This is a genomic window from Planococcus sp. MSAK28401, from assembly GCF_018283455.1.
GTDB lineage: Bacteria > Bacillota > Bacilli > Bacillales_A > Planococcaceae > Planococcus > Planococcus alpniumensis.
The window spans coordinates 1-22,457 of sequence record NZ_JAAMTH010000004.1 but is presented as its reverse complement, the minus strand read 5'-3'; the positions used below and the strand labels follow the sequence as shown (position 1 = coordinate 22,457).

29 protein-coding genes are annotated in these 22,457 nt (G+C 37.8%); 10 read left to right on the top strand and 19 right to left on the bottom strand.

Annotated elements, in window-relative coordinates:
• Nucleotides 1–82 precede the first annotated feature (82 nt).
• Nucleotides 83–358, top strand: coding sequence for a hypothetical protein (locus G3255_RS18390; protein WP_211656068.1), 276 nt, complete (start codon nucleotides 83–85; stop codon nucleotides 356–358).
• Nucleotides 359–636: 278 nt separating this feature from the next.
• On the opposite strand, the gene G3255_RS18380 is transcribed toward G3255_RS18390, so the two are convergent.
• The 3 genes from G3255_RS18380 to G3255_RS18370 form a co-directional block, all read right to left on the bottom strand.
• Nucleotides 637–789, bottom strand: coding sequence for a hypothetical protein (locus G3255_RS18380; RefSeq protein ID WP_211656067.1), 153 nt, complete (start codon nucleotides 787–789; stop codon nucleotides 637–639).
• Between the two features lie 148 nt (nucleotides 790–937).
• On the bottom strand, nucleotides 938–1,258 hold the full coding sequence (locus G3255_RS18375; RefSeq protein ID WP_211656064.1) for a hypothetical protein: 321 nt from the start codon (nucleotides 1,256–1,258) through the stop codon (nucleotides 938–940).
• Nucleotides 1,259–1,308: 50 nt separating this feature from the next.
• On the bottom strand, nucleotides 1,309–1,890 hold the full coding sequence (locus tag G3255_RS18370; protein ID WP_211656063.1) for a MerR family transcriptional regulator: 582 nt from the start codon (nucleotides 1,888–1,890) through the stop codon (nucleotides 1,309–1,311).
• Nucleotides 1,891–2,279: 389 nt separating this feature from the next.
• Between G3255_RS18370 and G3255_RS18365 the strand changes: the two genes are divergently transcribed.
• Both G3255_RS18365 and G3255_RS18360 read left to right on the top strand, forming a co-directional pair.
• Entirely contained in the window at nucleotides 2,280–2,516 is a 237-nt protein-coding gene (locus G3255_RS18365) for a DUF3953 domain-containing protein (RefSeq protein WP_211656062.1), read from the top strand.
• Nucleotides 2,517–2,744: 228 nt separating this feature from the next.
• Complete coding sequence (locus G3255_RS18360) at nucleotides 2,745–3,002, top strand: YesK family protein (protein ID WP_211656061.1); 258 nt, start codon at nucleotides 2,745–2,747, stop codon at nucleotides 3,000–3,002.
• A 728-nt stretch (nucleotides 3,003–3,730) separates the two neighbouring features.
• Here G3255_RS18360 and G3255_RS18355 read toward each other — a convergent pair.
• The 3 genes from G3255_RS18355 to G3255_RS20265 all read right to left on the bottom strand — a co-directional run bounded on the left by G3255_RS18355 (nucleotide 3,731) and on the right by G3255_RS20265 (nucleotide 6,420).
• The gene (locus G3255_RS18355) at nucleotides 3,731–4,897 is read right to left on the bottom strand and encodes a replication initiation protein (protein ID WP_211656060.1); all 1,167 of its coding nucleotides are present in this window, start codon (nucleotides 4,895–4,897) and stop codon (nucleotides 3,731–3,733) included.
• A 599-nt stretch (nucleotides 4,898–5,496) separates the two neighbouring features.
• A complete protein-coding gene (locus G3255_RS18350) occupies nucleotides 5,497–6,063 on the bottom strand; it encodes a tyrosine-type recombinase/integrase (protein WP_211656059.1) in 567 nt (188 codons plus the stop codon).
• Nucleotides 6,064–6,294: 231 nt separating this feature from the next.
• Nucleotides 6,295–6,420: a hypothetical protein gene (locus tag G3255_RS20265; RefSeq protein WP_283092951.1), complete on the bottom strand. Its 126-nt coding sequence runs from the start codon at nucleotides 6,418–6,420 to the stop codon at nucleotides 6,295–6,297.
• Between the two features lie 381 nt (nucleotides 6,421–6,801).
• Between G3255_RS20265 and G3255_RS18345 the strand changes: the two genes are divergently transcribed.
• Nucleotides 6,802–7,707, top strand: coding sequence for an SMI1/KNR4 family protein (locus G3255_RS18345; RefSeq protein ID WP_211656047.1), 906 nt, complete (start codon nucleotides 6,802–6,804; stop codon nucleotides 7,705–7,707).
• A 162-nt stretch (nucleotides 7,708–7,869) separates the two neighbouring features.
• Nucleotides 7,870–8,142, top strand: coding sequence for a hypothetical protein (locus G3255_RS18340; RefSeq protein ID WP_211656045.1), 273 nt, complete (start codon nucleotides 7,870–7,872; stop codon nucleotides 8,140–8,142).
• Nucleotides 8,143–8,248: 106 nt separating this feature from the next.
• Here the strand turns inward: G3255_RS18340 and G3255_RS18335 are convergent, their stop codons facing one another.
• The 5 genes from G3255_RS18335 to G3255_RS18315 all read right to left on the bottom strand — a co-directional run bounded on the left by G3255_RS18335 (nucleotide 8,249) and on the right by G3255_RS18315 (nucleotide 12,062).
• Nucleotides 8,249–8,461, bottom strand: coding sequence for a hypothetical protein (locus tag G3255_RS18335; protein ID WP_211656043.1), 213 nt, complete (start codon nucleotides 8,459–8,461; stop codon nucleotides 8,249–8,251).
• A gap of 82 nt (nucleotides 8,462–8,543) precedes the next feature.
• Nucleotides 8,544–8,726: a hypothetical protein gene (locus G3255_RS18330; protein ID WP_211656041.1), complete on the bottom strand. Its 183-nt coding sequence runs from the start codon at nucleotides 8,724–8,726 to the stop codon at nucleotides 8,544–8,546.
• A 49-nt stretch (nucleotides 8,727–8,775) separates the two neighbouring features.
• Complete coding sequence (locus G3255_RS18325; protein ID WP_211656040.1) at nucleotides 8,776–9,369, bottom strand: MerR family transcriptional regulator; 594 nt, start codon at nucleotides 9,367–9,369, stop codon at nucleotides 8,776–8,778.
• Nucleotides 9,370–9,484: 115 nt separating this feature from the next.
• Nucleotides 9,485–10,549 (bottom strand): MobV family relaxase, encoded by a 1,065-nt coding sequence (gene mobV, locus G3255_RS18320; RefSeq protein ID WP_442757095.1) that lies wholly within the window; start codon nucleotides 10,547–10,549, stop codon nucleotides 9,485–9,487.
• A gap of 346 nt (nucleotides 10,550–10,895) precedes the next feature.
• On the bottom strand, nucleotides 10,896–12,062 hold the full coding sequence (locus G3255_RS18315) for a replication initiation protein (protein WP_211656057.1): 1,167 nt from the start codon (nucleotides 12,060–12,062) through the stop codon (nucleotides 10,896–10,898).
• Between the two features lie 920 nt (nucleotides 12,063–12,982).
• Here G3255_RS18315 and G3255_RS18310 point away from each other — a divergent pair.
• The gene (locus G3255_RS18310) at nucleotides 12,983–13,519 is read left to right on the top strand and encodes a hypothetical protein (protein WP_211656055.1); all 537 of its coding nucleotides are present in this window, start codon (nucleotides 12,983–12,985) and stop codon (nucleotides 13,517–13,519) included.
• Nucleotides 13,520–13,551: 32 nt separating this feature from the next.
• Complete coding sequence (locus G3255_RS18305) at nucleotides 13,552–13,803, top strand: ribosomal protein L7/L12 (RefSeq protein ID WP_211656054.1); 252 nt, start codon at nucleotides 13,552–13,554, stop codon at nucleotides 13,801–13,803.
• Between the two features lie 86 nt (nucleotides 13,804–13,889).
• Here the strand turns inward: G3255_RS18305 and G3255_RS18300 are convergent, their stop codons facing one another.
• Complete coding sequence (locus G3255_RS18300) at nucleotides 13,890–14,456, bottom strand: site-specific integrase (protein WP_211656051.1); 567 nt, start codon at nucleotides 14,454–14,456, stop codon at nucleotides 13,890–13,892.
• Nucleotides 14,457–14,471: 15 nt separating this feature from the next.
• Nucleotides 14,472–14,813, bottom strand: coding sequence for a hypothetical protein (locus G3255_RS18295; protein WP_211656048.1), 342 nt, complete (start codon nucleotides 14,811–14,813; stop codon nucleotides 14,472–14,474).
• Nucleotides 14,814–15,505: 692 nt separating this feature from the next.
• On the opposite strand from G3255_RS18295, the gene G3255_RS18290 reads away from it, so the two are divergent.
• Nucleotides 15,506–15,877 (top strand): YhfM domain-containing protein, encoded by a 372-nt coding sequence (locus tag G3255_RS18290; protein WP_211656066.1) that lies wholly within the window; start codon nucleotides 15,506–15,508, stop codon nucleotides 15,875–15,877.
• A gap of 84 nt (nucleotides 15,878–15,961) precedes the next feature.
• Here G3255_RS18290 and G3255_RS18285 read toward each other — a convergent pair whose 3' ends face one another.
• The 3 genes from G3255_RS18285 to G3255_RS18275 form a co-directional block, all read right to left on the bottom strand.
• A complete protein-coding gene (locus G3255_RS18285; protein WP_211656065.1) occupies nucleotides 15,962–16,216 on the bottom strand; it encodes a DUF1871 family protein in 255 nt (84 codons plus the stop codon).
• Between the two features lie 148 nt (nucleotides 16,217–16,364).
• The gene (locus G3255_RS18280; RefSeq protein WP_211656064.1) at nucleotides 16,365–16,685 is read right to left on the bottom strand and encodes a hypothetical protein; all 321 of its coding nucleotides are present in this window, start codon (nucleotides 16,683–16,685) and stop codon (nucleotides 16,365–16,367) included.
• A gap of 50 nt (nucleotides 16,686–16,735) precedes the next feature.
• Nucleotides 16,736–17,317, bottom strand: coding sequence for a MerR family transcriptional regulator (locus G3255_RS18275; protein ID WP_211656063.1), 582 nt, complete (start codon nucleotides 17,315–17,317; stop codon nucleotides 16,736–16,738).
• 389 nt (nucleotides 17,318–17,706) lie between these two features.
• Between G3255_RS18275 and G3255_RS18270 the strand changes: the two genes are divergently transcribed.
• Together G3255_RS18270 and G3255_RS18265 are read left to right on the top strand one after the other, a co-directional pair.
• On the top strand, nucleotides 17,707–17,943 hold the full coding sequence (locus tag G3255_RS18270) for a DUF3953 domain-containing protein (protein WP_211656062.1): 237 nt from the start codon (nucleotides 17,707–17,709) through the stop codon (nucleotides 17,941–17,943).
• 228 nt (nucleotides 17,944–18,171) lie between these two features.
• On the top strand, nucleotides 18,172–18,429 hold the full coding sequence (locus G3255_RS18265; RefSeq protein ID WP_211656061.1) for a YesK family protein: 258 nt from the start codon (nucleotides 18,172–18,174) through the stop codon (nucleotides 18,427–18,429).
• 728 nt (nucleotides 18,430–19,157) lie between these two features.
• On the opposite strand, the gene G3255_RS18260 is transcribed toward G3255_RS18265, so the two are convergent.
• The 3 genes from G3255_RS18260 to G3255_RS20260 all read right to left on the bottom strand — a co-directional run bounded on the left by G3255_RS18260 (nucleotide 19,158) and on the right by G3255_RS20260 (nucleotide 21,847).
• Nucleotides 19,158–20,324: a replication initiation protein gene (locus tag G3255_RS18260; protein WP_211656060.1), complete on the bottom strand. Its 1,167-nt coding sequence runs from the start codon at nucleotides 20,322–20,324 to the stop codon at nucleotides 19,158–19,160.
• A 599-nt stretch (nucleotides 20,325–20,923) separates the two neighbouring features.
• Nucleotides 20,924–21,490 (bottom strand): tyrosine-type recombinase/integrase, encoded by a 567-nt coding sequence (locus G3255_RS18255; RefSeq protein WP_211656059.1) that lies wholly within the window; start codon nucleotides 21,488–21,490, stop codon nucleotides 20,924–20,926.
• Nucleotides 21,491–21,721: 231 nt separating this feature from the next.
• The gene (locus tag G3255_RS20260; RefSeq protein ID WP_283092951.1) at nucleotides 21,722–21,847 is read right to left on the bottom strand and encodes a hypothetical protein; all 126 of its coding nucleotides are present in this window, start codon (nucleotides 21,845–21,847) and stop codon (nucleotides 21,722–21,724) included.
• Between the last annotated feature and the right edge of the window lie 610 nt (nucleotides 21,848–22,457).

Sequence of the window (22,457 nt, the reverse complement as noted above, 5' to 3'; positions counted from 1 at the left end):
TTAAAGTTAGATTAATAATTGAAAATAAATAAGTAACGTTAATTGCTTAGATATGTCTAATCAATCATAAGGGGGGATTCCGTTGAAACAATGGTCTCTATTATTTATATTAGTGGTTTTCACTTTGTCTTTTGTTGGTGGGTGTTCTTCAGAAAACATCGAGAAAGTAGATGTTTACGAAATGGAAAGCTTTTCGGTTATCAAAAAGGATTCATTAACTTCATACACAGACTCTGAAGTTGTTAGCCATTTAGTCAAAGCGTTCAAAAAAGCTAAAAAAGAGCCAGGAGTAGTTGATATGGTGGATCCTCACTATAAAGTTGAATTCGGGAAGAATCATATATCTCTGGATCCATAAAGACAGGGAACGATAATGAATCTAGATGATACTAATTTCATCTACACCCTTTCACAAAGTTCGGCAAAAACAATTTACGAGCTATTAAATTAACAGGTGTTTCAGTACACTGAAATCAAAGTTCTGAATGTAACTTAATTCACATTAAGTTACATTCAGACGCAATAAAAAAGTAGCCTATGTTTTTTTAGCAGCCTCCCATATTTTCGAAGCTACCGGATAGCACTTTTCGATTGATAAAAATTCCTCAAACCATTTTATGAAAACTTGTCTGATTCTTAATGCAAGTTCATCAACCGATTTACGTTAGGTAAGAGCGCTACAATATCCTTGATTTCGGGGTTGTATTCGTCCTCTGGGCATCCTAAATCCAATAAACCAATCGGATCCCATTCATCAATGATACTTTTTACAAATATATACTCATCCATAGCCGTCCCCCTAATCTGTGTTTTAGTTTTCTAGTAACGCCTTGTTTCTTTATTTGAATGTAACTTAACTGCACTTAAGTTACATTCAAAACCCTTATTTTGTTAGTTCTAATGCCGATGTAAATCTTCAAGTAAAGTCTTGAATTTACTACATAGCATATTCTATTAATTTTCTTCTTTTCGATTCTTTATACAAAAAATCTAGAAATTCTTCATTTTCTTTTGGAAAACAGTAAGAACACCCTTCTTCTTCATAGATCTCTTGTTTTTTTTCGTCTATATAGGATTGTTCGTTCTCTATGATTTCGAAAAACCAGTAGTGAAGATACTTAATTGGACGACCGCGTTTTAACTTTATTTCTAGATGAGCACTATGAAATGTCATGTACTCAACACTGCTCCAAAATTTTTCGTCAGCAATAAACGTTTTTCGGTTCTTGCGCTTTAAGTTAAATAATTCTGTCTGCATAGTATCCCCCTCTCTAACTAATCCAAGTCTATGAATTACTCTTTACAGTTTTATTTATTCCAGATCCTTGCCCATAAACCTCGAGTGTCTTTTTTAGGTGCGACCGTTTCTGGTTCGTTTTCTGGCTCCTGTGAAGACGATTCTAACGCTTCTAACTCGCTATCTTCCGGTAGTGGTGCAAGTAATTGTTTCTGCTGGGCTTCCATCTGATCAATCTTCTTCTGCATTTTCTCCAATATTTCTACAAACATCATATCTCGTTCTTTTTGACGCTCTTCTTGTTGCTGTATCTGGTTTTTTAGCTGTTTTACTTCATCCAGCGTAGCAGCTGCTATGTCGTCGCTATCGCGCTCGCGTGGCGCTACAGAAACGCCCTTCTTCAACTGCCTAGACGCCTCTATAACGGCATCTTCAAGCGATTTTTTACCGCTATGCACTGTCGCTATGATGCTTTCAATCGCTATGTACTCGCTATCTGTGTAAAGACGGGCGTTTTTGTGTGTTCGTTTGAATTGAATGCCCTCCTGTTCAAGCAAAGCAGAATACTTTCGTAAAGTAGAGGGTTGGATTTTTAATCGGGTACTTACTTCACTCGGGGTCATCATCAATCGCTCACCGCCTTTTTCTTTCATGTTATAAGAGTTCGATCCCTCCTGCACTCTTTTTTCACACATCCGAAGGCGACATAGAAGTTCCAGGAACCACCCCGATTTTAGGGTGGTGTATAACTGGGCACTCTCACTTTTCGCTCTCGGATCTTGTTGGGACTTTTATTCTTTTCATTTAGCCGCTGCACGTTCAATGTCTCGCATTATTTACAGCTGGAAGCTGCCCATAGTACACCAGATTTTTTTTAGGTGTATAGATGGGCACTCTCCACTTTTCAAGAACTTTCAATTCCATCTGAAGTATTTTCTTAAACATACAAAATAGATTGGTCAAGTGACTTATGTTCCTTTACAGTTTGTATAGGTTGGTAAATATTTCTAGAATTTACTCAAAGAAAGGGAGAGTAACTTTGTTGTTAACGATTTTACATATTCTATTTGCAGTACTCACGTTTGGATTCGCCGTATATGGATTACTCACAAAGAACTTTGAATACCAAAACTTCATGATTCTCTCTATGGGAATGATGATGCTGGTGATGGGTCTTAAAGAATTTCGAAGAAAGAGAAAATGGGTGGCCTACCTGATGTTCTTAGCGGCAGCTTTTATCTTATTCGTTGCTGCGAACATTTTCTTAACGTCCCCTTAATCTCTTAAAACGTGCATAGAGGTCTTTAAAATTAAGTAAACAAGTCTACACATCACAGGTTATCGGAAGTTTATCAATATCAAATGAATCTGTTCATCATCTCTAGCTTGACGTGAACTTAGTAATAATCATTAGTCCTTCTTCCTTGATCCATAGATCGTGAAGAATAAAACTAGGCAAAAGACAACCGATATACTAAAAAATTCTTAAGCTTAAGGAGTTTTTAAAATGGATTTAATTATCATAGGTATTATAATCAGTTCGTTTTTAATCTTTTTTTCTTGGATTTTCTATAAAAGAAACTCCCCCTTCCAATACATCATTCCTTTAGTTTTTGCCATTTTAAGTGTCATCGTTATTATTTGGAGCTTGGATATTGGTGGCTGGGACGGAATGGGATTAGGTGTTATTGGCCTAATATTCCTTGGGGCTTCTATTATCGCCTTGCTTATTATTTCGGCACTGAATTTTATAAAAGCAAAATAGAGATTTGGCACAAACTATCCCATCTTTTTTGCCCTACTGACACAGTTTGTGCCAATAAAAAAGTGCATTTCGAAAAAACGATCGGTTGTTTTTTTCTAAAGATAATCCTGAATTCAACTGTTTTTTAAAATTCAAATTGGCTTTAAAAAAGAACGGAAACAGATAAAATCGATGAAAAAAAGTTGGTACAAAACTGTACCAAACACAAAAAAGCTGGCACAAACTTGTGCCAAACCATAAAAAAAATGGAACAAAACTGTGTCAAAACCGAAATTTGATGTACCCAACTAAACACTAGGCTCTGCCTAGTTCCACATTGAAAATGGGGACACGTTTCCCTTATGCTCTTTCTCACTTTTTTCACCTTTACGATTGTTTTGCTGCTCATTAGCTCCGGCAGGAAACTCAGAGAAAGGCAGTGACTTTTTTGCAGAAAAAATCGGTGCGTATAAATGGGCACTCTCACTGAACTTTTTCGTTTTGATTGTTGAAGAGGAACTCGAAAAACAATTGGCTAGAAAAAAAGAATGGAAGATCCAAGAGATTGCCGCGTAAAAAATCCGACAGTGCCCAGTTATACACCACCCCAAAATTGGGGTGGTGACAGGGTTTTACTTGTCGCCTTCGGATATCCAAAAGAGAGAGAAAAAAGAATAAAAAATGAACCGAAAAAAGCCCATTCTGATATTCCAGCGAGAGGAAATCGGAACGGGCTTTTGATTTTCTGTTTAAGAAGGTGAAGCATCTTCTTGAGGGCGTTTCTTTTTTTCAGCCAACTTTTTCAGTAGCTTCTCTTTTTCTTTAGCGAGTTCCGGATCCGATTCCGATGGTTCAACCGGTTCATCTTTAGAGGTGAACCAATCCGGAAGTTTTTCTTCGCGTCCGGCCCAGCGTTCTTTCACCGGCTGCAGATCCGCAAATGTAATCCGGCCGCCAGCTTCGTGGATTTCCCAGGCGGAAGTGATTTTGGATTTGATAAACCCGAGTGGATTCTTTACGCTCTTTTCTTCGTTGACATAGCGAATCAAGAATTCCAATTCCTGTTCGGCATCATCTTTCCAGATTAGGGATGCGCCTTGATGCAGCTGCGCAAAAAAGGCGGTATCGAATTGATAGCCCTCTGCGAGTTCGTTCACTCGGATACGTAGCCTATCCATTTCACTCAATTCTTCAACGGATTCAGAAATATTTTCAAGATGAGGGACTTTAATTTTCTTTTCTGGGACATGACGAATAGTAAATTCAATAGCATCGACTTTTCTACCTTTTTTGATTTCTTTGTACTGAATTAATAGATCTGTTTGCTCGTTTAATTCTTTAATTGCAGGAAGCAATATCTTATTTTTAAAGTTGCCGTAGAGATTATACGACTTATTGGAAGCGCCCAATTTTCCTCTTAATGAGTCTATTGAACATTTCCATTCAGCAACAGTTTGCCACTTTTTCATTAATTCGTAGAGCCGAATAGCATACACGCTTTTAAGCGACAAAATATTATTCAACTTGTACGAAGTAAAAGTGTCTTTGAGTTGCAGTAAGTAAGGTTTTAACTCAGGTGCAAAACGAATCTGTATCACTCCAGAACCATCTACATATCTTGCAGTAGATACCCAGTGAGTCATTAGCCATCCTTTATCTTCTAAAGGGATCTCTACTACCTTTGTCATTAAACTTTCTACTATCTTTTTAATTTCTGTGTAGTGTTCTCTTCCCTCAAGTCCTAGCATTTCATGAAAATCACGAACAGAAATTATGTAGTCTTTAAAATCCCCATCTGTAGGCTCAATCATGCTAACCATAGTAAGAATAATTTTTTGTTCTCGTGCAGTTAACGGCTTTTTATGTCTAGCTTCAATCAAATTGTTTCCCTGAGTCACCACGTAATTTTGATTCATCAAGTCACGTCCCCTAAATTAATATTACTTAAATTTTTAAAAGTAATGTTTAAATCGATAATATCATCAATGAATCCATATGTAAAAGGTTTTATTACTAATTTTTTAATTTTTCATATTTCGAATCGAAAAGGTAATAGTTCGAATCGAAAAGGTAATAGTTTCGAATCGAAAAGGTAATAGTTCGAATCGAAAAAGTAATAGTTTGAATCGAAAAGGTAATAGTTAAACTCTTTCAGCTCAGTCATACCAAGGGTTTCAGACGTCCTAAAACAGTTAAAACATTTAAAACAAAGTAATTAAAACACCAACAACACGCGTACGCGCGCGTACCGGTGGTGGGCAAACAAGTGGGACCGAAAAAGTAATAGTTCAAAACAAGCAACGAATCTCCTCCAAGTTTGTATTTAAACTGTCGTATTTCACAAAGACAAAGCAAATCACCTCAGCAATGCATCTTTAAAACGCACAGAACTCCCTTTAAACCGATTCTAATGCCAAAACCGAGTAGAACTAGGGGTTCATACTTAAAGTCGATTAGAACCCCCTTAGAACCCGTTTTTTGACAAAAAAAACTCCGCAGAAAAATGCTAGGAGTTTTACAGGCGAAACGCTTTTAAATTGCTCTCGATTTGCTCATCGGTGATGCCAATGTAACGCAAGGTAATCTGCGGATGCGCATGGTTCAAGATATTCTGCAGCTCGGCAATATCTTTAAACTGCTTGTAATGCCAATAGCCGAATGTTTTGCGCAAGGTGTGCGTGCCGATGCCTATCGAGATATCGACCATCTGTGCGGCCTTCTGAAGCTGTCTGTACGCTTGAACACGCGTAATGGGTCCATTTCCCTTTCGACTCGGAAAAAGCCACTCAGCGCCTTCTAATGTGCGAATATAAGCATCCAGTTCGTCGTAAATGTTGCCGAGGTGGATCGTCCGACGTTTTCCGGTTTTCCCTTCACGCAACGACACCACCTTTTTGCCCTGGATCTCGCTCGTTTTAATCTTTAACAGATCCCCGACACGCAACCCGGAATTGATGCCCAGGAGAAACAGGATGTAATCTCGTTCGCTGCACCATTTCTTCAAGCTCCATTTCATGTCCTCAATCTTTTCCAGTGACCGGATCGGTTGGACATCTTTCATCTCTTGCTGCTTATTTCTCATCTCATCCTCCCCTTTTCACCCCTCATAGGAGTTTAAAATTTCTTGCTCCCTCGCTTCAAACATGCCTGAAGCCACCAATGACTTCACAATCGCGAGAAGGTTAGTTCGCTTAAAAACCGGATTAATCAGCAACGCTTTTTGCTCCAAAGCAAAATTATTTCCTGTGTAGCTCTGAATAAGCCGAGTGAACTCCCGTAAATCGTGCTTAGACAAATCATAAGTAACCACAGTTTAATGAATGGTCGGTTCCTGCATCTTCTCGTCATTTAACAACCCGACAAGCGTCAGCAAACTAATATTATGAAACTTCAATTTCTCGATTTCAGCCATCAATTTTTTGTATTCAACAGATTCCATCGTTCATTGCCCCTTTAACTAGCTGCAGAGATTTTTTAGTTTTATTGTTTCTAAGAATAACCTATGTATCCCACTATTTAAGGTAAGCGAGATCAAAAGAAAAAAGAGCGCCGCCAAGGAAAAGCGAACGCAGGAAACGCAAGGATCTGAATGTATCATTTTTTTATGTAATTTCAGTTTCGCTGGTTTTTTTGCTGGAAGTCAATAGAATCAGGGTTTTGAATGTAACTTAATTAGGATTAAGTTACATTCAAAAATCATTAAAAACTCGCCCCCTTCTTGATTTTGCTAAAATAGGGATAATCGATCTTGTAGCTCTTTCGAGAAAAAACAAATACAAAATTTCGCTTTCGCAATCGGATTGCAAATGGAGGATAAGTCATGAAAAAAGTAATTGATATGATTGATTCGAAATCAATAACGACAGGCGTTTCATTGGTCGATTTAAAAAAAGCCGAAAAACAACTAGGGGCACTTTTCCCAGATGAATTCAAGGATCTTTATTTAGAAACGAATGGCGCCGAATTTGGTGCATGGGCCTTGTTTTCACTCACCATAATTCAAAACCAATCCAACAGACCTGAAAACTTACCTGCTGATATGATTTGTATTGGAGAAAATAAGAGTGGCGATAAACTTTGCTACCGCATACGAAAAAGATGGATGCAGGAGCATGTCTATCGGTGGAATGTAAAAAGTGGAAATACAGAAAATAAAGCGTCCACGTTATATGAGTTCATCGATTGGTTTGTCCCGAAAAAAAATGCCGGCAAGTCTCAACTAATCGGTCATTTTGCGGTAGAAAGTGGAGAACTGGTAGTCACAGATCCATGCTACTCAATCGAGGACACAGAGATGCAAGTTCATTTAGCCAATGTAAAAAAAGGACAATGGACAGCCTCCATTTCTTATACAGACGATGAAACCGTTAAAACGTTGACGGCTTACTTCGCAGAAAAGAAACCGAGTGGCAAATGGCATGTTTGCGATCGGCTTATTGGCGTTGATTCTGCACAGGCGGGTATCTTCGATGCCAATTTATTTGGAAAAGATGAAAGTATTCCTGGTGAAGTAGAAAACGTTTATGACATTGAGATAGATGAAGAGGGATTAAAATACTATGTTGCCTGTACGGATAGCGTAGCATCTGATGACCAGGGAGGAATAGTCCCTGGTGGCACCGTTGCCATGTCGGGATACGGTGATGGGATGTATGAAGTCAGAATAAAATACAATGTTTCTAAAGAGATAGTAGGCGTGATGATCGACTTTGGTGACGAAGAATAACCCCTTGATTTATCTTCTTTTGAATGTAACTTAATTGCTAATAAGTTACATTCAGAATCAATAGAAAGTTTCTTGATATCTATTGCTTAAATAAAAATGAAACCTTGCTGGAAAGAAATTGGTATATTAGCAACAGACAATTTGAAGTAGAGGGGAAATGAGATGAAAAAGGAGAAAAAATATAATTTAAAATACCATACGAGAGCATTTTCTGTTGCCTTCGCCATCATTTTTCTTAGCTATATTGATAAATACATTTATGATTTCCGCACGTTAACTGGAGCTATTCTAGCAGGAATTCTAGCTTATATTCTAATGACTCTCTTTGAGAAGCTGCCATTTCTAGAAAAAGAAATTAGCAAAAGAACTGAAAATTTTCTTACAGTGCTGGCTTTGTTTCTAATTTTCTTTTCGTTTTACTTTTTCCAGCTTTAAAAAACAGTAGTGCAAACACCAAAGAGTTGCTGATTTTTTGAGAGCAGCAACTCTTTTATTTTATAGATTCCGAATGTAACTTAATTCACAATAAGTTACATTCAAATTAATTAAGTTCGCTTTTGCTTGCTTCCATTTTGTCGTTCAATCTAACTAACTGATTGATAATGATAATAAGTAACGCCCCTAGGACAATTGCAAATGCATAGAGCACTACTTCATCGCTATCACTCACTGTGAATATCAAAAGAGTTAAAATCGCATAAAATCCGATTATAGATAAAAGGATAGTAATTAAGCCGTTTAAGATATATTTCATCTGAATTCACCTCTTTCTCCACTTTAAGTGAATGTGAATGTAACTTATCTGCACTTATGTTACATTCAATTCCGTATTAGACCTATTGAACTTCTCTTTTGAAATGATGTCGAGCATTTATATAAAAGACGCTACCTAGTAAAAAGAGCAACACATTAATCCATGAAGCAATGCCTGAATAAGAATCATTAAATACAAAAACGCTTAAAAAATTAACTGTCATAAAAAGAATTAAAATCACATACATACCTTTTACAAATTTCACACTATCTCTTCCTTTCTTATCTGGGGATCTGCTAACCGATTTAAAGAATTCATTTGTTCCAGATCCTAGCCCATAAACTTCGGGTATCTTTTGGAGGCGTTACCGACTCCGGTTCGCTTTTTTCTTGCTGTGAGGACGATTCTACGCTCGCTATCTTGAGCTGATCGGACGAAGGGGCGTCCAGTGGCTTCAGGCTGCCCTTCAGGGTTTTCACTTCCTCTAAAATCAGCTCGTTTTGCTCTTCTTGCTTTTGAATGCTTTGCGCCATTCGATCGATCGTCTGTTGCTGGTGTTGTATCAATCGCAGCAAACGCTCCTCAACGGTCAGCTCATTTACTACCGCTTCGTGGCGTTCCGTATCGCCTTGTGTCGCTTCAGAAAGTATAGCTCGGCCCGCTACGCTTTCCGTTTTAGACCATAAGAAAACCGCTTCTGCACTGTCTTCCAATGTCATTCCACTGCTATCCTTGAGCGTTATGAACTTTCGTAAAGCCATGAGGTCTGTATCGGTGTACCAACGATGACCCTGGGCATTTTTTTTGAAGAGATAGCCACTTTGTTCGAGCAATAACGAATACTTGCGGAGCGTTGACGGTTTGATGTTGAGGACAGTTGCAATATCTTCTGGTGCATGAAAGGTCATCGCGGATCGCCTCCTTTTCTTTCATCGTAAATGACCTTATCCAATTTGGACAGTTTAATTTTCTGACAGCACTTTTCCGGAAATCGATGAAATGAAAATAAAAAAGAACCGGAAATTAACGCTCAAGTTCTTGATCTCTTTTTCTAGAAATATTTTTTTCTTTTTCTTGCTGACGCTCTTTTTGCCATTCCTTGAATTTCTCCAGCTGAGTTTTTGCAAATTCCATCAAAACATTCAACTGGCTTTTCAGGGTTTTGTTTTCCTTCTGCAGTTCCAGATTTTCTTTTTTCAATCCGTTGTTTTCTTTCTGCAGCTGTGCCGTTTTTCTTTTTTCTTGGTCCAGTTTCCGATCGCTGTCGATAACGTTATCGACCATATCGTCAAATCGTTTCTCATGAGTTTCAATCGTGCTTTCAATGGCTTCGGTAGCCTTCGCTCTTGCTTTAAGTGCTTCAAAGTCCTCTACAGGCAATTTAACGTGATTCCGATCAAAGAGAGAGGGTTTGCTGACTTGAAGCTCATCGACCTTCTTAGAAGCTGTCAGCGCGTTTCTAAGGGCTTCTGTTTCCTTCTCTAGGGTTTTGATCTCTTCATTGAGCGTCAATGCCTTAAAACGGCTCATTTCGATGTGTTTCCGGTCAGAGGCAATGCCCCGTTCGACTTCAAAACCAACACTTTGCATGTGTTTCGGGAATTCTTCCTGCATCCACTGCAATTCCTGCCGATTAAAGACATTCTTGCCCTGGAGTTTGCCGTCACGCATCGGAACGACCCCTAAATGCATGTGAGGCGTTTTCTCGTCGTTGTGAACCGTCGCATAAGCGATATTTTGTTTGCCGTAACGTTCGGAGAACAATTTATGGCTTTCCTCGAAAAACCGTTTCTGTTCAGCCGGATCCAATCCGTCAAAAAATTTCCGGTCCGAAGTCACCAGCAACTCATTGACGAGCACGGCATCTTTTCGGGTTTTCCGTTCGCTCACTTTTTGGCTCTCAATAATTTCTTTCACTTGTTTGTTGTAATCAATTTTTTCTTGATGGAGCAAATCATAATTCAAGTGAGCACGGTCCGGATCAATGTCTGGATTCGTCCGACTTTCCCGTTCTCGTTGGTTGTGAAATTGCATGCCCTTTAAATCTGGACTCTTCATTTTTTGCATCCGTACCACAGCAAAACTCACAAAAACACACCCCCATAATTCGGTCAACTTCCATGTAAAGTATAGCACACTATACTTTATTGCATAAAGGTGTGCTCTCCGAGGGTAAGACCGAAGGTCAAAAGCAAGGGGCTGCATCCTTTGGGATGCGCCCCTCAAGATCAACGGCATGGGGTCGATCGTCCTCGATGGACGGTCATTCCCCAGTAGTTCAAGAGCAAGAAAAGACAGCCGGCTTCGGCTATCTTTTCCGTAGATCAACCAAAAAGGATGGTCCGTTTACTCGCCCATCCTTGAAAGACGAACCAAAAAGCCCCAAGTGATTTTTCAAAGAAAGAGAATCACATCGGGCTTTTGGCTTTTCTATTTAAGAAGTGGAAGCATCTTTCTTCGTTCGTTTCTTTTTGTCGGCCAACTTTTTCAGCAGCTTCTCTTTTTCTTTATCGAGTTCCGGGTTCGATTCCGATGGTTCAGACGGTTCATCTATAGAAGTGAACCAATCCGGAAGTTTTTCTTCTCGTCCAGCCCAGCGTTCTTTCACCGGCTGCAGATCTGCAAATGTAATCCGTCCGCCAGCTTCATGGATCTCCCAGGCGGAAGTGATTTTGGATTTGATGAACCCAAGTGGATTCTTCACGGTTTTTTCTTCGTTGACGTAGCGAATCAAGAATTCTAATTCTTGTTCGGCATCGTCTTGCCAGATTAGAGATGCCCCTTGATGTAGCTGCGCAAAAAAGGCGGTATCGAATTGATAGCCCTCTGCTAGTTCGTTCATTTGGATGCATAGTTTATCCAATTCATTGGGTTCTTCAATGCTTGCCGATTTTTTCTCCAAATGGGGGACTTGGATTTCTCTTTCAGGTGCATGACGAATAGCAAATTTAATTTTATTTACACTTCGTCCCTTTTTAATCTCTGTAAGACTTATAAAAACATCAGTCTTCTCGTTAACTTCTTGAATAGCTGGATTCAAAACTCGCGCTTTTAAATTTGCATATCTAGGGTATTTTTTATGCTCTATTCCCATTTTTTCTTTAAACTTTTCGATTGAACAGGACCAGCTACCTAAGTGTTGCCACTTTTTCATGAGTTCATACAATCGAATAGAGTAGGTACTTTTGAGTGACAATATATTACTGAGACGGTATGTGGTAAATGTGTCTTTTAATTGCAGAAGATACGGCTTTAATTTTGGAGAAAAAGATAAAGCGATCACCCCTTCGCCTTTTTGATATTCAGCACTGGATATCCAATTAGCAAAAAGCCATCCACCGTCAGTACGAGGAATTTCAATGCTCTTAGACATCAAATCCTTGGTAATTTCTTTAAGCTCGGTGTACTTAACACTTCCTTCTAATCCCAACATCTCACTAAATTCTTTTATAGAAATTCTATAATCTTTAAAGTCTCCATCTGTTGGTTCAATCATACTCACCATTGTCAGTATTATTTTTTGTTCTCTAACCGATAAAGGATTAGTATGACGGGCTTCAATCAAATCATTTCTTTGAGATACTAAATAGTTCTCCTGCATAAGACCCCTCCATTTATAACAGTAAATCAAATATAGTTACCTTAAAAACAACTTTATAGTTCCTAAATCTTTTTGTCAAAACAAAGTAACATAATAATTTATTTTGTTATATTTGGGACCGAAACTGTGGTATTTAAGACCGAAACTGTTACCTTTGGGACCGAAACTGTTACCTTTGAGAGACCGAAACTGTTACCTTTGGGACCGAAACTGTTACCTTTGGGACCGAAACTGTTACCTTTAAATCCTTCAAACCCTTGGGCGCCAAGGGTTTGAAGGATTCCCTAATCATTTAAAACAAAGACCTTAAACAAAAGATTTAAAAACACCAACAACACGCGTACGCGCGCGAACCGGTGGTGGTGGACAAACAAGTGGGACCGAAAAAGTAATAGTTCAAAACAAGCAACGGATCTCCCCAAGTTTTTATTTAAATTGTCGTGTTTCACAAAGACAAAGTAAATCACCTCAGTAATGCATCTTTAAAACGCACAGAAACCCCTTTAAATTGATTCTAACACCAAAAACGAATAGAACTAGGGGGTCATCCTTAAAATCGATTTAAAACACCTTAGAAGCCGTTTTTTGACAAACAAAAAAACTCCGCAGAAAAATACTGGGAGTTTTACAGGCAAAACGCTATTTAGTCAGTTTGTCTGAATTATTAAGACAAGCTAGTTGTATTGTGTGAATCTACTTCTGCAAATGAGCAACAAAACAAATATATTAATTAGCTCATTGGATATATCTTGTAGAATACCTGGCTAATGAAACGCTTGTAAGGAACTACAAAAAGATCAGTTGAATAAGTGTAGTCTATTAATAAAATTTTTTTACATAAATTGTTATTAAAGTAATAAAAAGTAAATTAAGTATGTTAAAATAGCATAAAATACTTCAAACTATTCGGAGGGAATCAAATGCTAATTCGTTTTAAAGAAAACAGAATTAAATCTTTAATTTTACTCATGTCAATGACACTACTTTTTTCTATGTTCTCATCAAACATGGTGAGTGCTCAAGAAAGTGATGGTGAAGAAAATCAACTGACCAGTGAAGAACTTGAACAAATCATTACAACATTAACGGCTATCGAAGAAATACCAGATGAATTATTAGCATCGGGCGATTCACAAGCGATTAATCAATACTTTAACGACAAAGGGATTACTTCTCATATTTTCAATCCAGAGATGGGGGAAAAAGCACCCTTAATCATGCAGCCTTACGGTTGGTGGGGATGCAGTTTATCTATCGCTGAATTACTTGTAATGAATGCCATTCCAATTGCGAAAATAACTAAAATTAAAAAATATATTAAAGATTTAGGAGGGGCAGTCGAATCGGCTAAATTATTAGTTGGTGCAACAAGCGCTAAAGAGAAAGCTGCAATTTTAAGTGCGCTGGTTGCAGAATTGACTGGCTTTACAAACGTGAAGAACGCTTGTAATTTATAAATTATTAAACCAAAGAAAGGGTGCAAAATAATATGACGACACCATTAGCTTCATTCATAATAACTCTATGCGCAGTGATTATTATTGGCGTTCTTTTAAACAAAAATAAGCAATTAAATCAAACGAAAATGATTGCAACTAATACTGATTTAACTTCTGAAGTTAAATTTATGATTAATTCAGATGAAAATTATACAAAAATAGTTAAAAAAGTTAGAGAGAAAACAGGATTAGGATTAGTTGAAGCAAAGCAATATGTAGACAATGTGAAAAAAAACAACTAAAAAAAAGAGAGGATCTCTCCTTGAGATGATCCTCTCTTTTTTTTAGTTGTTTTGATTTTTTAAAAGACCAATAATTAAACAAGTTTTTATAACAAAAAGCTTCGCAAGTTATTTTCAATACTCTCGTCCGTGATGCCGATGTATCGCAAGGTAATCTGTGGGTGCGCATGATTCAAGATATTCTGCAGCTCGGCAATGTCTTTGAATTGCTTGTAGTGCCAATACCCAAAGGTCTTGCGTAAGGTGTGCGTCCCAATGCCTACCGAAATATCGACCATCTGTGCGGCCTTCTGAAGCTGTCTGTACGCTTGAACGCGCGTAATCGGTCCATTTCCCTTGCGGCTGGGAAACAGCCATTCAGTGCCCTCTAACGTACGAATATAGGCATCGAGTTCCTCGTAAATGTTGCCGAGGTGGATTGTCCGGCGTTTTCCGGTCTTTCCTTCACGCAACGCCACCACTTTCTTGCCCTGGATCTCGCTGATTTTGATGTTTAACAGATCTCCGACACGCAAGCCGGAATTGATGCCGAGAAGAAACAGAATGTAATCCCGTTCACCGCACCATTTTTTCAAGCTCCATTTCATGTCCTCGATCTTTTCTAACGATCGGATCGGTTGGACATCTTTCATCTCTTGCTGCTTATTTCTCATCTCATCCTCCCCTTTTCACCCCTCATAGGAGTTTAAAATTTCTTGCCCCTTCGCTTCAAACATGCCTGAAGCCACCAATGACTTCACAATCGCGAGAAGGTTAGTTCGCTTAAAAACCGGATTAATCAGCAACGCTTTTTGCTCCAACGCAAAATTATTTCCTGTGTAGCTCTGAATGAGCCGAGTGAACGCCCGTAAATCGTGCTTAGACAAATCATAAGTAACCACAGTTTCATGAATGGTCGGTTCCTGCATCTTCTCGTCATTTAACAACCCGACAAGTGTCAGCAAACTAATATTATGAAACTTCAATTTCTCGATTTCAGCCATCAATTTTTTGTATTCAACAGATTCCATCGTTCATTGCCCCTTTAACTAGCTGCAGAGATTTTTTAGTTTTATTGTTTCTAAGAATAACCTATGTATCCCACTATTTAAGGTAAGCGAGATCAAAAGAAAAAAGAGCGCCGCCAAGGAAAAGCGAACGCAGGAAACGCAAGGATCTGAATGTATCATTTTTTTATGTAATTTCAGTTTCGCTGGTTTTTTTGCTGGAAGTCAATAGAATCAGGGTTTTGAATGTAACTTAATTAGAATTAAGTTACATTCAGATTGAGTAGAAAAATTCATTTGAAGTTCTTTTTTAGAAAAAATGAAACCTTACTGGAAATAAATAGGTATAACAAAGTGCATTATTATTTCTTTAGCGTATGTATGAAAGGTGGAGAAATCAATTGTTCGTTTATTTTCTAGTAACGTTCGTTGTCGTCTTTTTAGCCATTTTAATCATTAATTTTATCGTGAATAAACTTTTAAGAATAACGAACAAGACTCATTGGGTTATGTCCATCGTTGCAAGTTTCGTATTCACGTTAATTTTCATAGCAATACTTGGCTTATAAACATTGAAAGTGAATGTAACTTAATTGCTAATAAGTTACATTCAAAATCATTAAAAAAATAATTTTTAAAGTTAGATTAATAATTGAAAATAAATAAGTAACGTTAATTGCTTAGATATGTCTAATCAATCATAAGGGGGGATTCCGTTGAAACAATGGTCTCTATTATTTATATTAGTGGTTTTCACTTTGTCTTTTGTTGGTGGGTGTTCTTCAGAAAACATCGAGAAAGTAGATGTTTACGAAATGGAAAGCTTTTCGGTTATCAAAAAGGATTCATTAACTTCATACACAGACTCTGAAGTTGTTAGCCATTTAGTCAAAGCGTTCAAAAAAGCTAAAAAAGAGCCAGGAGTAGTTGATATGGTGGATCCTCACTATAAAGTTGAATTCGGTGAAGAATCATATTATCTCTGGATCCATAAAGAACAGGGAACGATAATGAATCTAGATGATACTAATTTCATCTACACCCTTTCACAAAGTTCGGCAAAAACAATTTACGAGCTATTAAATTAACAGGTGTTTCAGTACACTGAAATCAAAGTTCTGAATGTAACTTAATTCACATTAAGTTACATTCAGACGCAATAAAAAAGTAGCCTATGTTTTTTTAGCAGCCTCCCATATTTTCGAAGCTACCGGATAGCACTTTTCGATTGATAAAAATTCCTCAAACCATTTTATGAAAACTTGTCTGATTCTTAATGCAAGTTCATCAACCGATTTTACGTTAGGTAAGAGCGCTACAATATCCTTGATTTCGGGGTTGTATTCGTCCTCTGGGCATCCTAAATCCAATAAACCAATCGGATCCCATTCATCAATGATACTTTTTACAAATATATACTCATCCATAGCCGTCCCCCTAATCTGTGTTTTAGTTTTCTAGTAACGCCTTGTTTCTTTATTTGAATGTAACTTAACTGCACTTAAGTTACATTCAAAACCCTTATTTTGTTAGTTCTAATGCCGATGTAAATCTTCAAGTAAAGTCTTGAATTTACTACATAGCATATTCTATTAATTTTCTTCTTTTCGATTCTTTATACAAAAAATCTAGAAATTCTTCATTTTCTTTTGGAAAACAGTAAGAACACCCTTCTTCTTCATAGATCTCTTGTTTTTTTTCGTCTATATAGGATTGTTCGTTCTCTATGATTTCGAAAAACCAGTAGTGAAGATACTTAATTGGACGACCGCGTTTTAACTTTATTTCTAGATGAGCACTATGAAATGTCATGTACTCAACACTGCTCCAAAATTTTTCGTCAGCAATAAACGTTTTTCGGTTCTTGCGCTTTAAGTTAAATAATTCTGTCTGCATAGTATCCCCCTCTCTAACTAATCCAAGTCTATGAATTACTCTTTACAGTTTTATTTATTCCAGATCCTTGCCCATAAACCTCGAGTGTCTTTTTTAGGTGCGACCGTTTCTGGTTCGTTTTCTGGCTCCTGTGAAGACGATTCTAACGCTTCTAACTCGCTATCTTCCGGTAGTGGTGCAAGTAATTGTTTCTGCTGGGCTTCCATCTGATCAATCTTCTTCTGCATTTTCTCCAATATTTCTACAAACATCATATCTCGTTCTTTTTGACGCTCTTCTTGTTGCTGTATCTGGTTTTTTAGCTGTTTTACTTCATCCAGCGTAGCAGCTGCTATGTCGTCGCTATCGCGCTCGCGTGGCGCTACAGAAACGCCCTTCTTCAACTGCCTAGACGCCTCTATAACGGCATCTTCAAGCGATTTTTTACCGCTATGCACTGTCGCTATGATGCTTTCAATCGCTATGTACTCGCTATCTGTGTAAAGACGGGCGTTTTTGTGTGTTCGTTTGAATTGAATGCCCTCCTGTTCAAGCAAAGCAGAATACTTTCGTAAAGTAGAGGGTTGGATTTTTAATCGGGTACTTACTTCACTCGGGGTCATCATCAATCGCTCACCGCCTTTTTCTTTCATGTTATAAGAGTTCGATCCCTCCTGCACTCTTTTTTCACACATCCGAAGGCGACATAGAAGTTCCAGGAACCACCCCGATTTTAGGGTGGTGTATAACTGGGCACTCTCACTTTTCGCTCTCGGATCTTGTTGGGACTTTTATTCTTTTCATTTAGCCGCTGCACGTTCAATGTCTCGCATTATTTACAGCTGGAAGCTGCCCATAGTACACCAGATTTTTTTTAGGTGTATAGATGGGCACTCTCCACTTTTCAAGAACTTTCAATTCCATCTGAAGTATTTTCTTAAACATACAAAATAGATTGGTCAAGTGACTTATGTTCCTTTACAGTTTGTATAGGTTGGTAAATATTTCTAGAATTTACTCAAAGAAAGGGAGAGTAACTTTGTTGTTAACGATTTTACATATTCTATTTGCAGTACTCACGTTTGGATTCGCCGTATATGGATTACTCACAAAGAACTTTGAATACCAAAACTTCATGATTCTCTCTATGGGAATGATGATGCTGGTGATGGGTCTTAAAGAATTTCGAAGAAAGAGAAAATGGGTGGCCTACCTGATGTTCTTAGCGGCAGCTTTTATCTTATTCGTTGCTGCGAACATTTTCTTAACGTCCCCTTAATCTCTTAAAACGTGCATAGAGGTCTTTAAAATTAAGTAAACAAGTCTACACATCACAGGTTATCGGAAGTTTATCAATATCAAATGAATCTGTTCATCATCTCTAGCTTGACGTGAACTTAGTAATAATCATTAGTCCTTCTTCCTTGATCCATAGATCGTGAAGAATAAAACTAGGCAAAAGACAACCGATATACTAAAAAATTCTTAAGCTTAAGGAGTTTTTAAAATGGATTTAATTATCATAGGTATTATAATCAGTTCGTTTTTAATCTTTTTTTCTTGGATTTTCTATAAAAGAAACTCCCCCTTCCAATACATCATTCCTTTAGTTTTTGCCATTTTAAGTGTCATCGTTATTATTTGGAGCTTGGATATTGGTGGCTGGGACGGAATGGGATTAGGTGTTATTGGCCTAATATTCCTTGGGGCTTCTATTATCGCCTTGCTTATTATTTCGGCACTGAATTTTATAAAAGCAAAATAGAGATTTGGCACAAACTATCCCATCTTTTTTGCCCTACTGACACAGTTTGTGCCAATAAAAAAGTGCATTTCGAAAAAACGATCGGTTGTTTTTTTCTAAAGATAATCCTGAATTCAACTGTTTTTTAAAATTCAAATTGGCTTTAAAAAAGAACGGAAACAGATAAAATCGATGAAAAAAAGTTGGTACAAAACTGTACCAAACACAAAAAAGCTGGCACAAACTTGTGCCAAACCATAAAAAAAATGGAACAAAACTGTGTCAAAACCGAAATTTGATGTACCCAACTAAACACTAGGCTCTGCCTAGTTCCACATTGAAAATGGGGACACGTTTCCCTTATGCTCTTTCTCACTTTTTTCACCTTTACGATTGTTTTGCTGCTCATTAGCTCCGGCAGGAAACTCAGAGAAAGGCAGTGACTTTTTTGCAGAAAAAATCGGTGCGTATAAATGGGCACTCTCACTGAACTTTTTCGTTTTGATTGTTGAAGAGGAACTCGAAAAACAATTGGCTAGAAAAAAAGAATGGAAGATCCAAGAGATTGCCGCGTAAAAAATCCGACAGTGCCCAGTTATACACCACCCCAAAATTGGGGTGGTGACAGGGTTTTACTTGTCGCCTTCGGATATCCAAAAGAGAGAGAAAAAAGAATAAAAAATGAACCGAAAAAAGCCCATTCTGATATTCCAGCGAGAGGAAATCGGAACGGGCTTTTGATTTTCTGTTTAAGAAGGTGAAGCATCTTCTTGAGGGCGTTTCTTTTTTTCAGCCAACTTTTTCAGTAGCTTCTCTTTTTCTTTAGCGAGTTCCGGATCCGATTCCGATGGTTCAACCGGTTCATCTTTAGAGGTGAACCAATCCGGAAGTTTTTCTTCGCGTCCGGCCCAGCGTTCTTTCACCGGCTGCAGATCCGCAAATGTAATCCGGCCGCCAGCTTCGTGGATTTCCCAGGCGGAAGTGATTTTGGATTTGATAAACCCGAGTGGATTCTTTACGCTCTTTTCTTCGTTGACATAGCGAATCAAGAATTCCAATTCCTGTTCGGCATCATCTTTCCAGATTAGGGATGCGCCTTGATGCAGCTGCGCAAAAAAGGCGGTATCGAATTGATAGCCCTCTGCGAGTTCGTTCACTCGGATACGTAGCCTATCCATTTCACTCAATTCTTCAACGGATTCAGAAATATTTTCAAGATGAGGGACTTTAATTTTCTTTTCTGGGACATGACGAATAGTAAATTCAATAGCATCGACTTTTCTACCTTTTTTGATTTCTTTGTACTGAATTAATAGATCTGTTTGCTCGTTTAATTCTTTAATTGCAGGAAGCAATATCTTATTTTTAAAGTTGCCGTAGAGATTATACGACTTATTGGAAGCGCCCAATTTTCCTCTTAATGAGTCTATTGAACATTTCCATTCAGCAACAGTTTGCCACTTTTTCATTAATTCGTAGAGCCGAATAGCATACACGCTTTTAAGCGACAAAATATTATTCAACTTGTACGAAGTAAAAGTGTCTTTGAGTTGCAGTAAGTAAGGTTTTAACTCAGGTGCAAAACGAATCTGTATCACTCCAGAACCATCTACATATCTTGCAGTAGATACCCAGTGAGTCATTAGCCATCCTTTATCTTCTAAAGGGATCTCTACTACCTTTGTCATTAAACTTTCTACTATCTTTTTAATTTCTGTGTAGTGTTCTCTTCCCTCAAGTCCTAGCATTTCATGAAAATCACGAACAGAAATTATGTAGTCTTTAAAATCCCCATCTGTAGGCTCAATCATGCTAACCATAGTAAGAATAATTTTTTGTTCTCGTGCAGTTAACGGCTTTTTATGTCTAGCTTCAATCAAATTGTTTCCCTGAGTCACCACGTAATTTTGATTCATCAAGTCACGTCCCCTAAATTAATATTACTTAAATTTTTAAAAGTAATGTTTAAATCGATAATATCATCAATGAATCCATATGTAAAAGGTTTTATTACTAATTTTTTAATTTTTCATATTTCGAATCGAAAAGGTAATAGTTCGAATCGAAAAGGTAATAGTTTCGAATCGAAAAGGTAATAGTTCGAATCGAAAAAGTAATAGTTTGAATCGAAAAGGTAATAGTTAAACTCTTTCAGCTCAGTCATACCAAGGGTTTCAGACGTCCTAAAACAGTTAAAACATTTAAAACAAAGTAATTAAAACACCAACAACACGCGTACGCGCGCGTACCGGTGGTGGGCAAACAAGTGGGACCGAAAAAGTAATAGTTCAAAACAAGCAACGAATCTCCTCCAAGTTTGTATTTAAACTGTCGTATTTCACAAAGACAAAGCAAATCACCTCAGCAATGCATCTTTAAAACGCACAGAACTCCCTTTAAACCGATTCTAATGCCAAAACCGAGTAGAACTAGGGGTTCATACTTAAAGTCGATTAGAACCCCCTTAGAACCCGTTTTTTGACAAAAAAAACTCCGCAGAAAAATGCTAGGAGTTTTACAGGCGAAACGCTTTTAAATTGCTCTCGATTTGCTCATCGGTGATGCCAATGTAACGCAAGGTAATCTGCGGATGCGCATGGTTCAAGATATTCTGCAGCTCGGCAATATCTTTAAACTGCTTGTAATGCCAATAGCCGAATGTTTTGCGCAAGGTGTGCGTGCCGATGCCTATCGAGATATCGACCATCTGTGCGGCCTTCTGAAGCTGTCTGTACGCTTGAACACGCGTAATGGGTCCATTTCCCTTTCGACTCGGAAAAAGCCACTCAGCGCCTTCTAATGTGCGAATATAAGCATCCAGTTCGTCGTAAATGTTGCCGAGGTGGATCGTCCGACGTTTTCCGGTTTTCCCTTCACGCAACGACACCACCTTTTTGCCCTGGATCTCGCTCGTTTTAATCTTTAACAGATCCCCGACACGCAACCCGGAATTGATGCCCAGGAGAAACAGGATGTAATCTCGTTCGCTGCACCATTTCTTCAAGCTCCATTTCATGTCCTCAATCTTTTCCAGTGACCGGATCGGTTGGACATCTTTCATCTCTTGCTGCTTATTTCTCATCTCATCCTCCCCTTTTCACCCCTCATAGGAGTTTAAAATTTCTTGCTCCCTCGCTTCAAACATGCCTGAAGCCACCAATGACTTCACAATCGCGAGAAGGTTAGTTCGCTTAAAAACCGGATTAATCAGCAACGCTTTTTGCTCCAAAGCAAAATTATTTCCTGTGTAGCTCTGAATAAGCCGAGTGAACTCCCGTAAATCGTGCTTAGACAAATCATAAGTAACCACAGTTTAATGAATGGTCGGTTCCTGCATCTTCTCGTCATTTAACAACCCGACAAGCGTCAGCAAACTAATATTATGAAACTTCAATTTCTCGATTTCAGCCATCAATTTTTTGTATTCAACAGATTCCATCGTTCATTGCCCCTTTAACTAGCTGCAGAGATTTTTTAGTTTTATTGTTTCTAAGAATAACCTATGTATCCCACTATTTAAGGTAAGCGAGATCAAAAGAAAAAAGAGCGCCGCCAAGGAAAAGCGAACGCAGGAAACGCAAGGATCTGAATGTATCATTTTTTTATGTAATTTCAGTTTCGCTGGTTTTTTTGCTGGAAGTCAATAGAATCAGGGTTTTGAATGTAACTTAATTAGGATTAAGTTACATTCAGATTGAGTAGAAAAAATTCATTTGAAGTTCTTTTTTAGAAAAAATGAAACCTTACTGGAAATAAATAGGTATAACAAAGTGCATTATTATTTCTTTAGCGTATGTATGAAAGGTGGAGAAATCAATTGTTCGTTTATTTTCTAGTAACGTTCGTTGTCGTCTTTTTAGCCATTTTAATCATTAATTTTATCGTGAATAAACTTTTAAGAATAACGAACAAGACTCATTGGGTTATGTCCATCGTTGCAAGTTTCGTATTCACGTTAATTTTCATAGCAATACTTGGCTTATAAACATTGAAAGTGAATGTAACTTAATTGCTAATAAGTTACATTCAAAATCATTAAAAAATAATTT

Bases quoted from the DNA above. Each gene is read 5' to 3' on its own strand.
- G3255_RS18340 (WP_211656045.1), top strand. From the start codon at position 7,870: ATGAAAAAGGAGAAAAAATATAATTTAAAATACCATACGAGAGCATTT.
- G3255_RS18295 (WP_211656048.1), bottom strand. From the start codon at position 14,813: ATGGAATCTGTTGAATACAAAAAATTGATGGCTGAAATCGAGAAATTG.
- G3255_RS20265 (WP_283092951.1), bottom strand. From the start codon at position 6,420: ATGGAATCTGTTGAATACAAAAAATTGATGGCTGAAATCGAGAAATTG.
- G3255_RS18260 (WP_211656060.1), bottom strand. From the start codon at position 20,324: ATGAATCAAAATTACGTGGTGACTCAGGGAAACAATTTGATTGAAGCT.
- G3255_RS18300 (WP_211656051.1), bottom strand. From the start codon at position 14,456: ATGAGAAATAAGCAGCAAGAGATGAAAGATGTCCAACCGATCCGATCG.
- G3255_RS18335 (WP_211656043.1), bottom strand. From the start codon at position 8,461: ATGAAATATATCTTAAACGGCTTAATTACTATCCTTTTATCTATAATC.
- G3255_RS18325 (WP_211656040.1), bottom strand. From the start codon at position 9,369: ATGACCTTTCATGCACCAGAAGATATTGCAACTGTCCTCAACATCAAA.
- G3255_RS18355 (WP_211656060.1), bottom strand. From the start codon at position 4,897: ATGAATCAAAATTACGTGGTGACTCAGGGAAACAATTTGATTGAAGCT.
- G3255_RS18315 (WP_211656057.1), bottom strand. From the start codon at position 12,062: ATGCAGGAGAACTATTTAGTATCTCAAAGAAATGATTTGATTGAAGCC.
- G3255_RS18255 (WP_211656059.1), bottom strand. From the start codon at position 21,490: ATGAGAAATAAGCAGCAAGAGATGAAAGATGTCCAACCGATCCGGTCA.
- G3255_RS18280 (WP_211656064.1), bottom strand. From the start codon at position 16,685: ATGCAGACAGAATTATTTAACTTAAAGCGCAAGAACCGAAAAACGTTT.
- G3255_RS18310 (WP_211656055.1), top strand. From the start codon at position 12,983: ATGCTAATTCGTTTTAAAGAAAACAGAATTAAATCTTTAATTTTACTC.
- G3255_RS18275 (WP_211656063.1), bottom strand. From the start codon at position 17,317: ATGAAAGAAAAAGGCGGTGAGCGATTGATGATGACCCCGAGTGAAGTA.
- G3255_RS18380 (WP_211656067.1), bottom strand. From the start codon at position 789: ATGGATGAGTATATATTTGTAAAAAGTATCATTGATGAATGGGATCCG.
- G3255_RS18350 (WP_211656059.1), bottom strand. From the start codon at position 6,063: ATGAGAAATAAGCAGCAAGAGATGAAAGATGTCCAACCGATCCGGTCA.
- G3255_RS18305 (WP_211656054.1), top strand. From the start codon at position 13,552: ATGACGACACCATTAGCTTCATTCATAATAACTCTATGCGCAGTGATT.
- G3255_RS18370 (WP_211656063.1), bottom strand. From the start codon at position 1,890: ATGAAAGAAAAAGGCGGTGAGCGATTGATGATGACCCCGAGTGAAGTA.
- G3255_RS18265 (WP_211656061.1), top strand. From the start codon at position 18,172: ATGGATTTAATTATCATAGGTATTATAATCAGTTCGTTTTTAATCTTT.
- G3255_RS18360 (WP_211656061.1), top strand. From the start codon at position 2,745: ATGGATTTAATTATCATAGGTATTATAATCAGTTCGTTTTTAATCTTT.
- G3255_RS20260 (WP_283092951.1), bottom strand. From the start codon at position 21,847: ATGGAATCTGTTGAATACAAAAAATTGATGGCTGAAATCGAGAAATTG.
- G3255_RS18285 (WP_211656065.1), bottom strand. From the start codon at position 16,216: ATGGATGAGTATATATTTGTAAAAAGTATCATTGATGAATGGGATCCG.
- G3255_RS18375 (WP_211656064.1), bottom strand. From the start codon at position 1,258: ATGCAGACAGAATTATTTAACTTAAAGCGCAAGAACCGAAAAACGTTT.
- G3255_RS18345 (WP_211656047.1), top strand. From the start codon at position 6,802: ATGAAAAAAGTAATTGATATGATTGATTCGAAATCAATAACGACAGGC.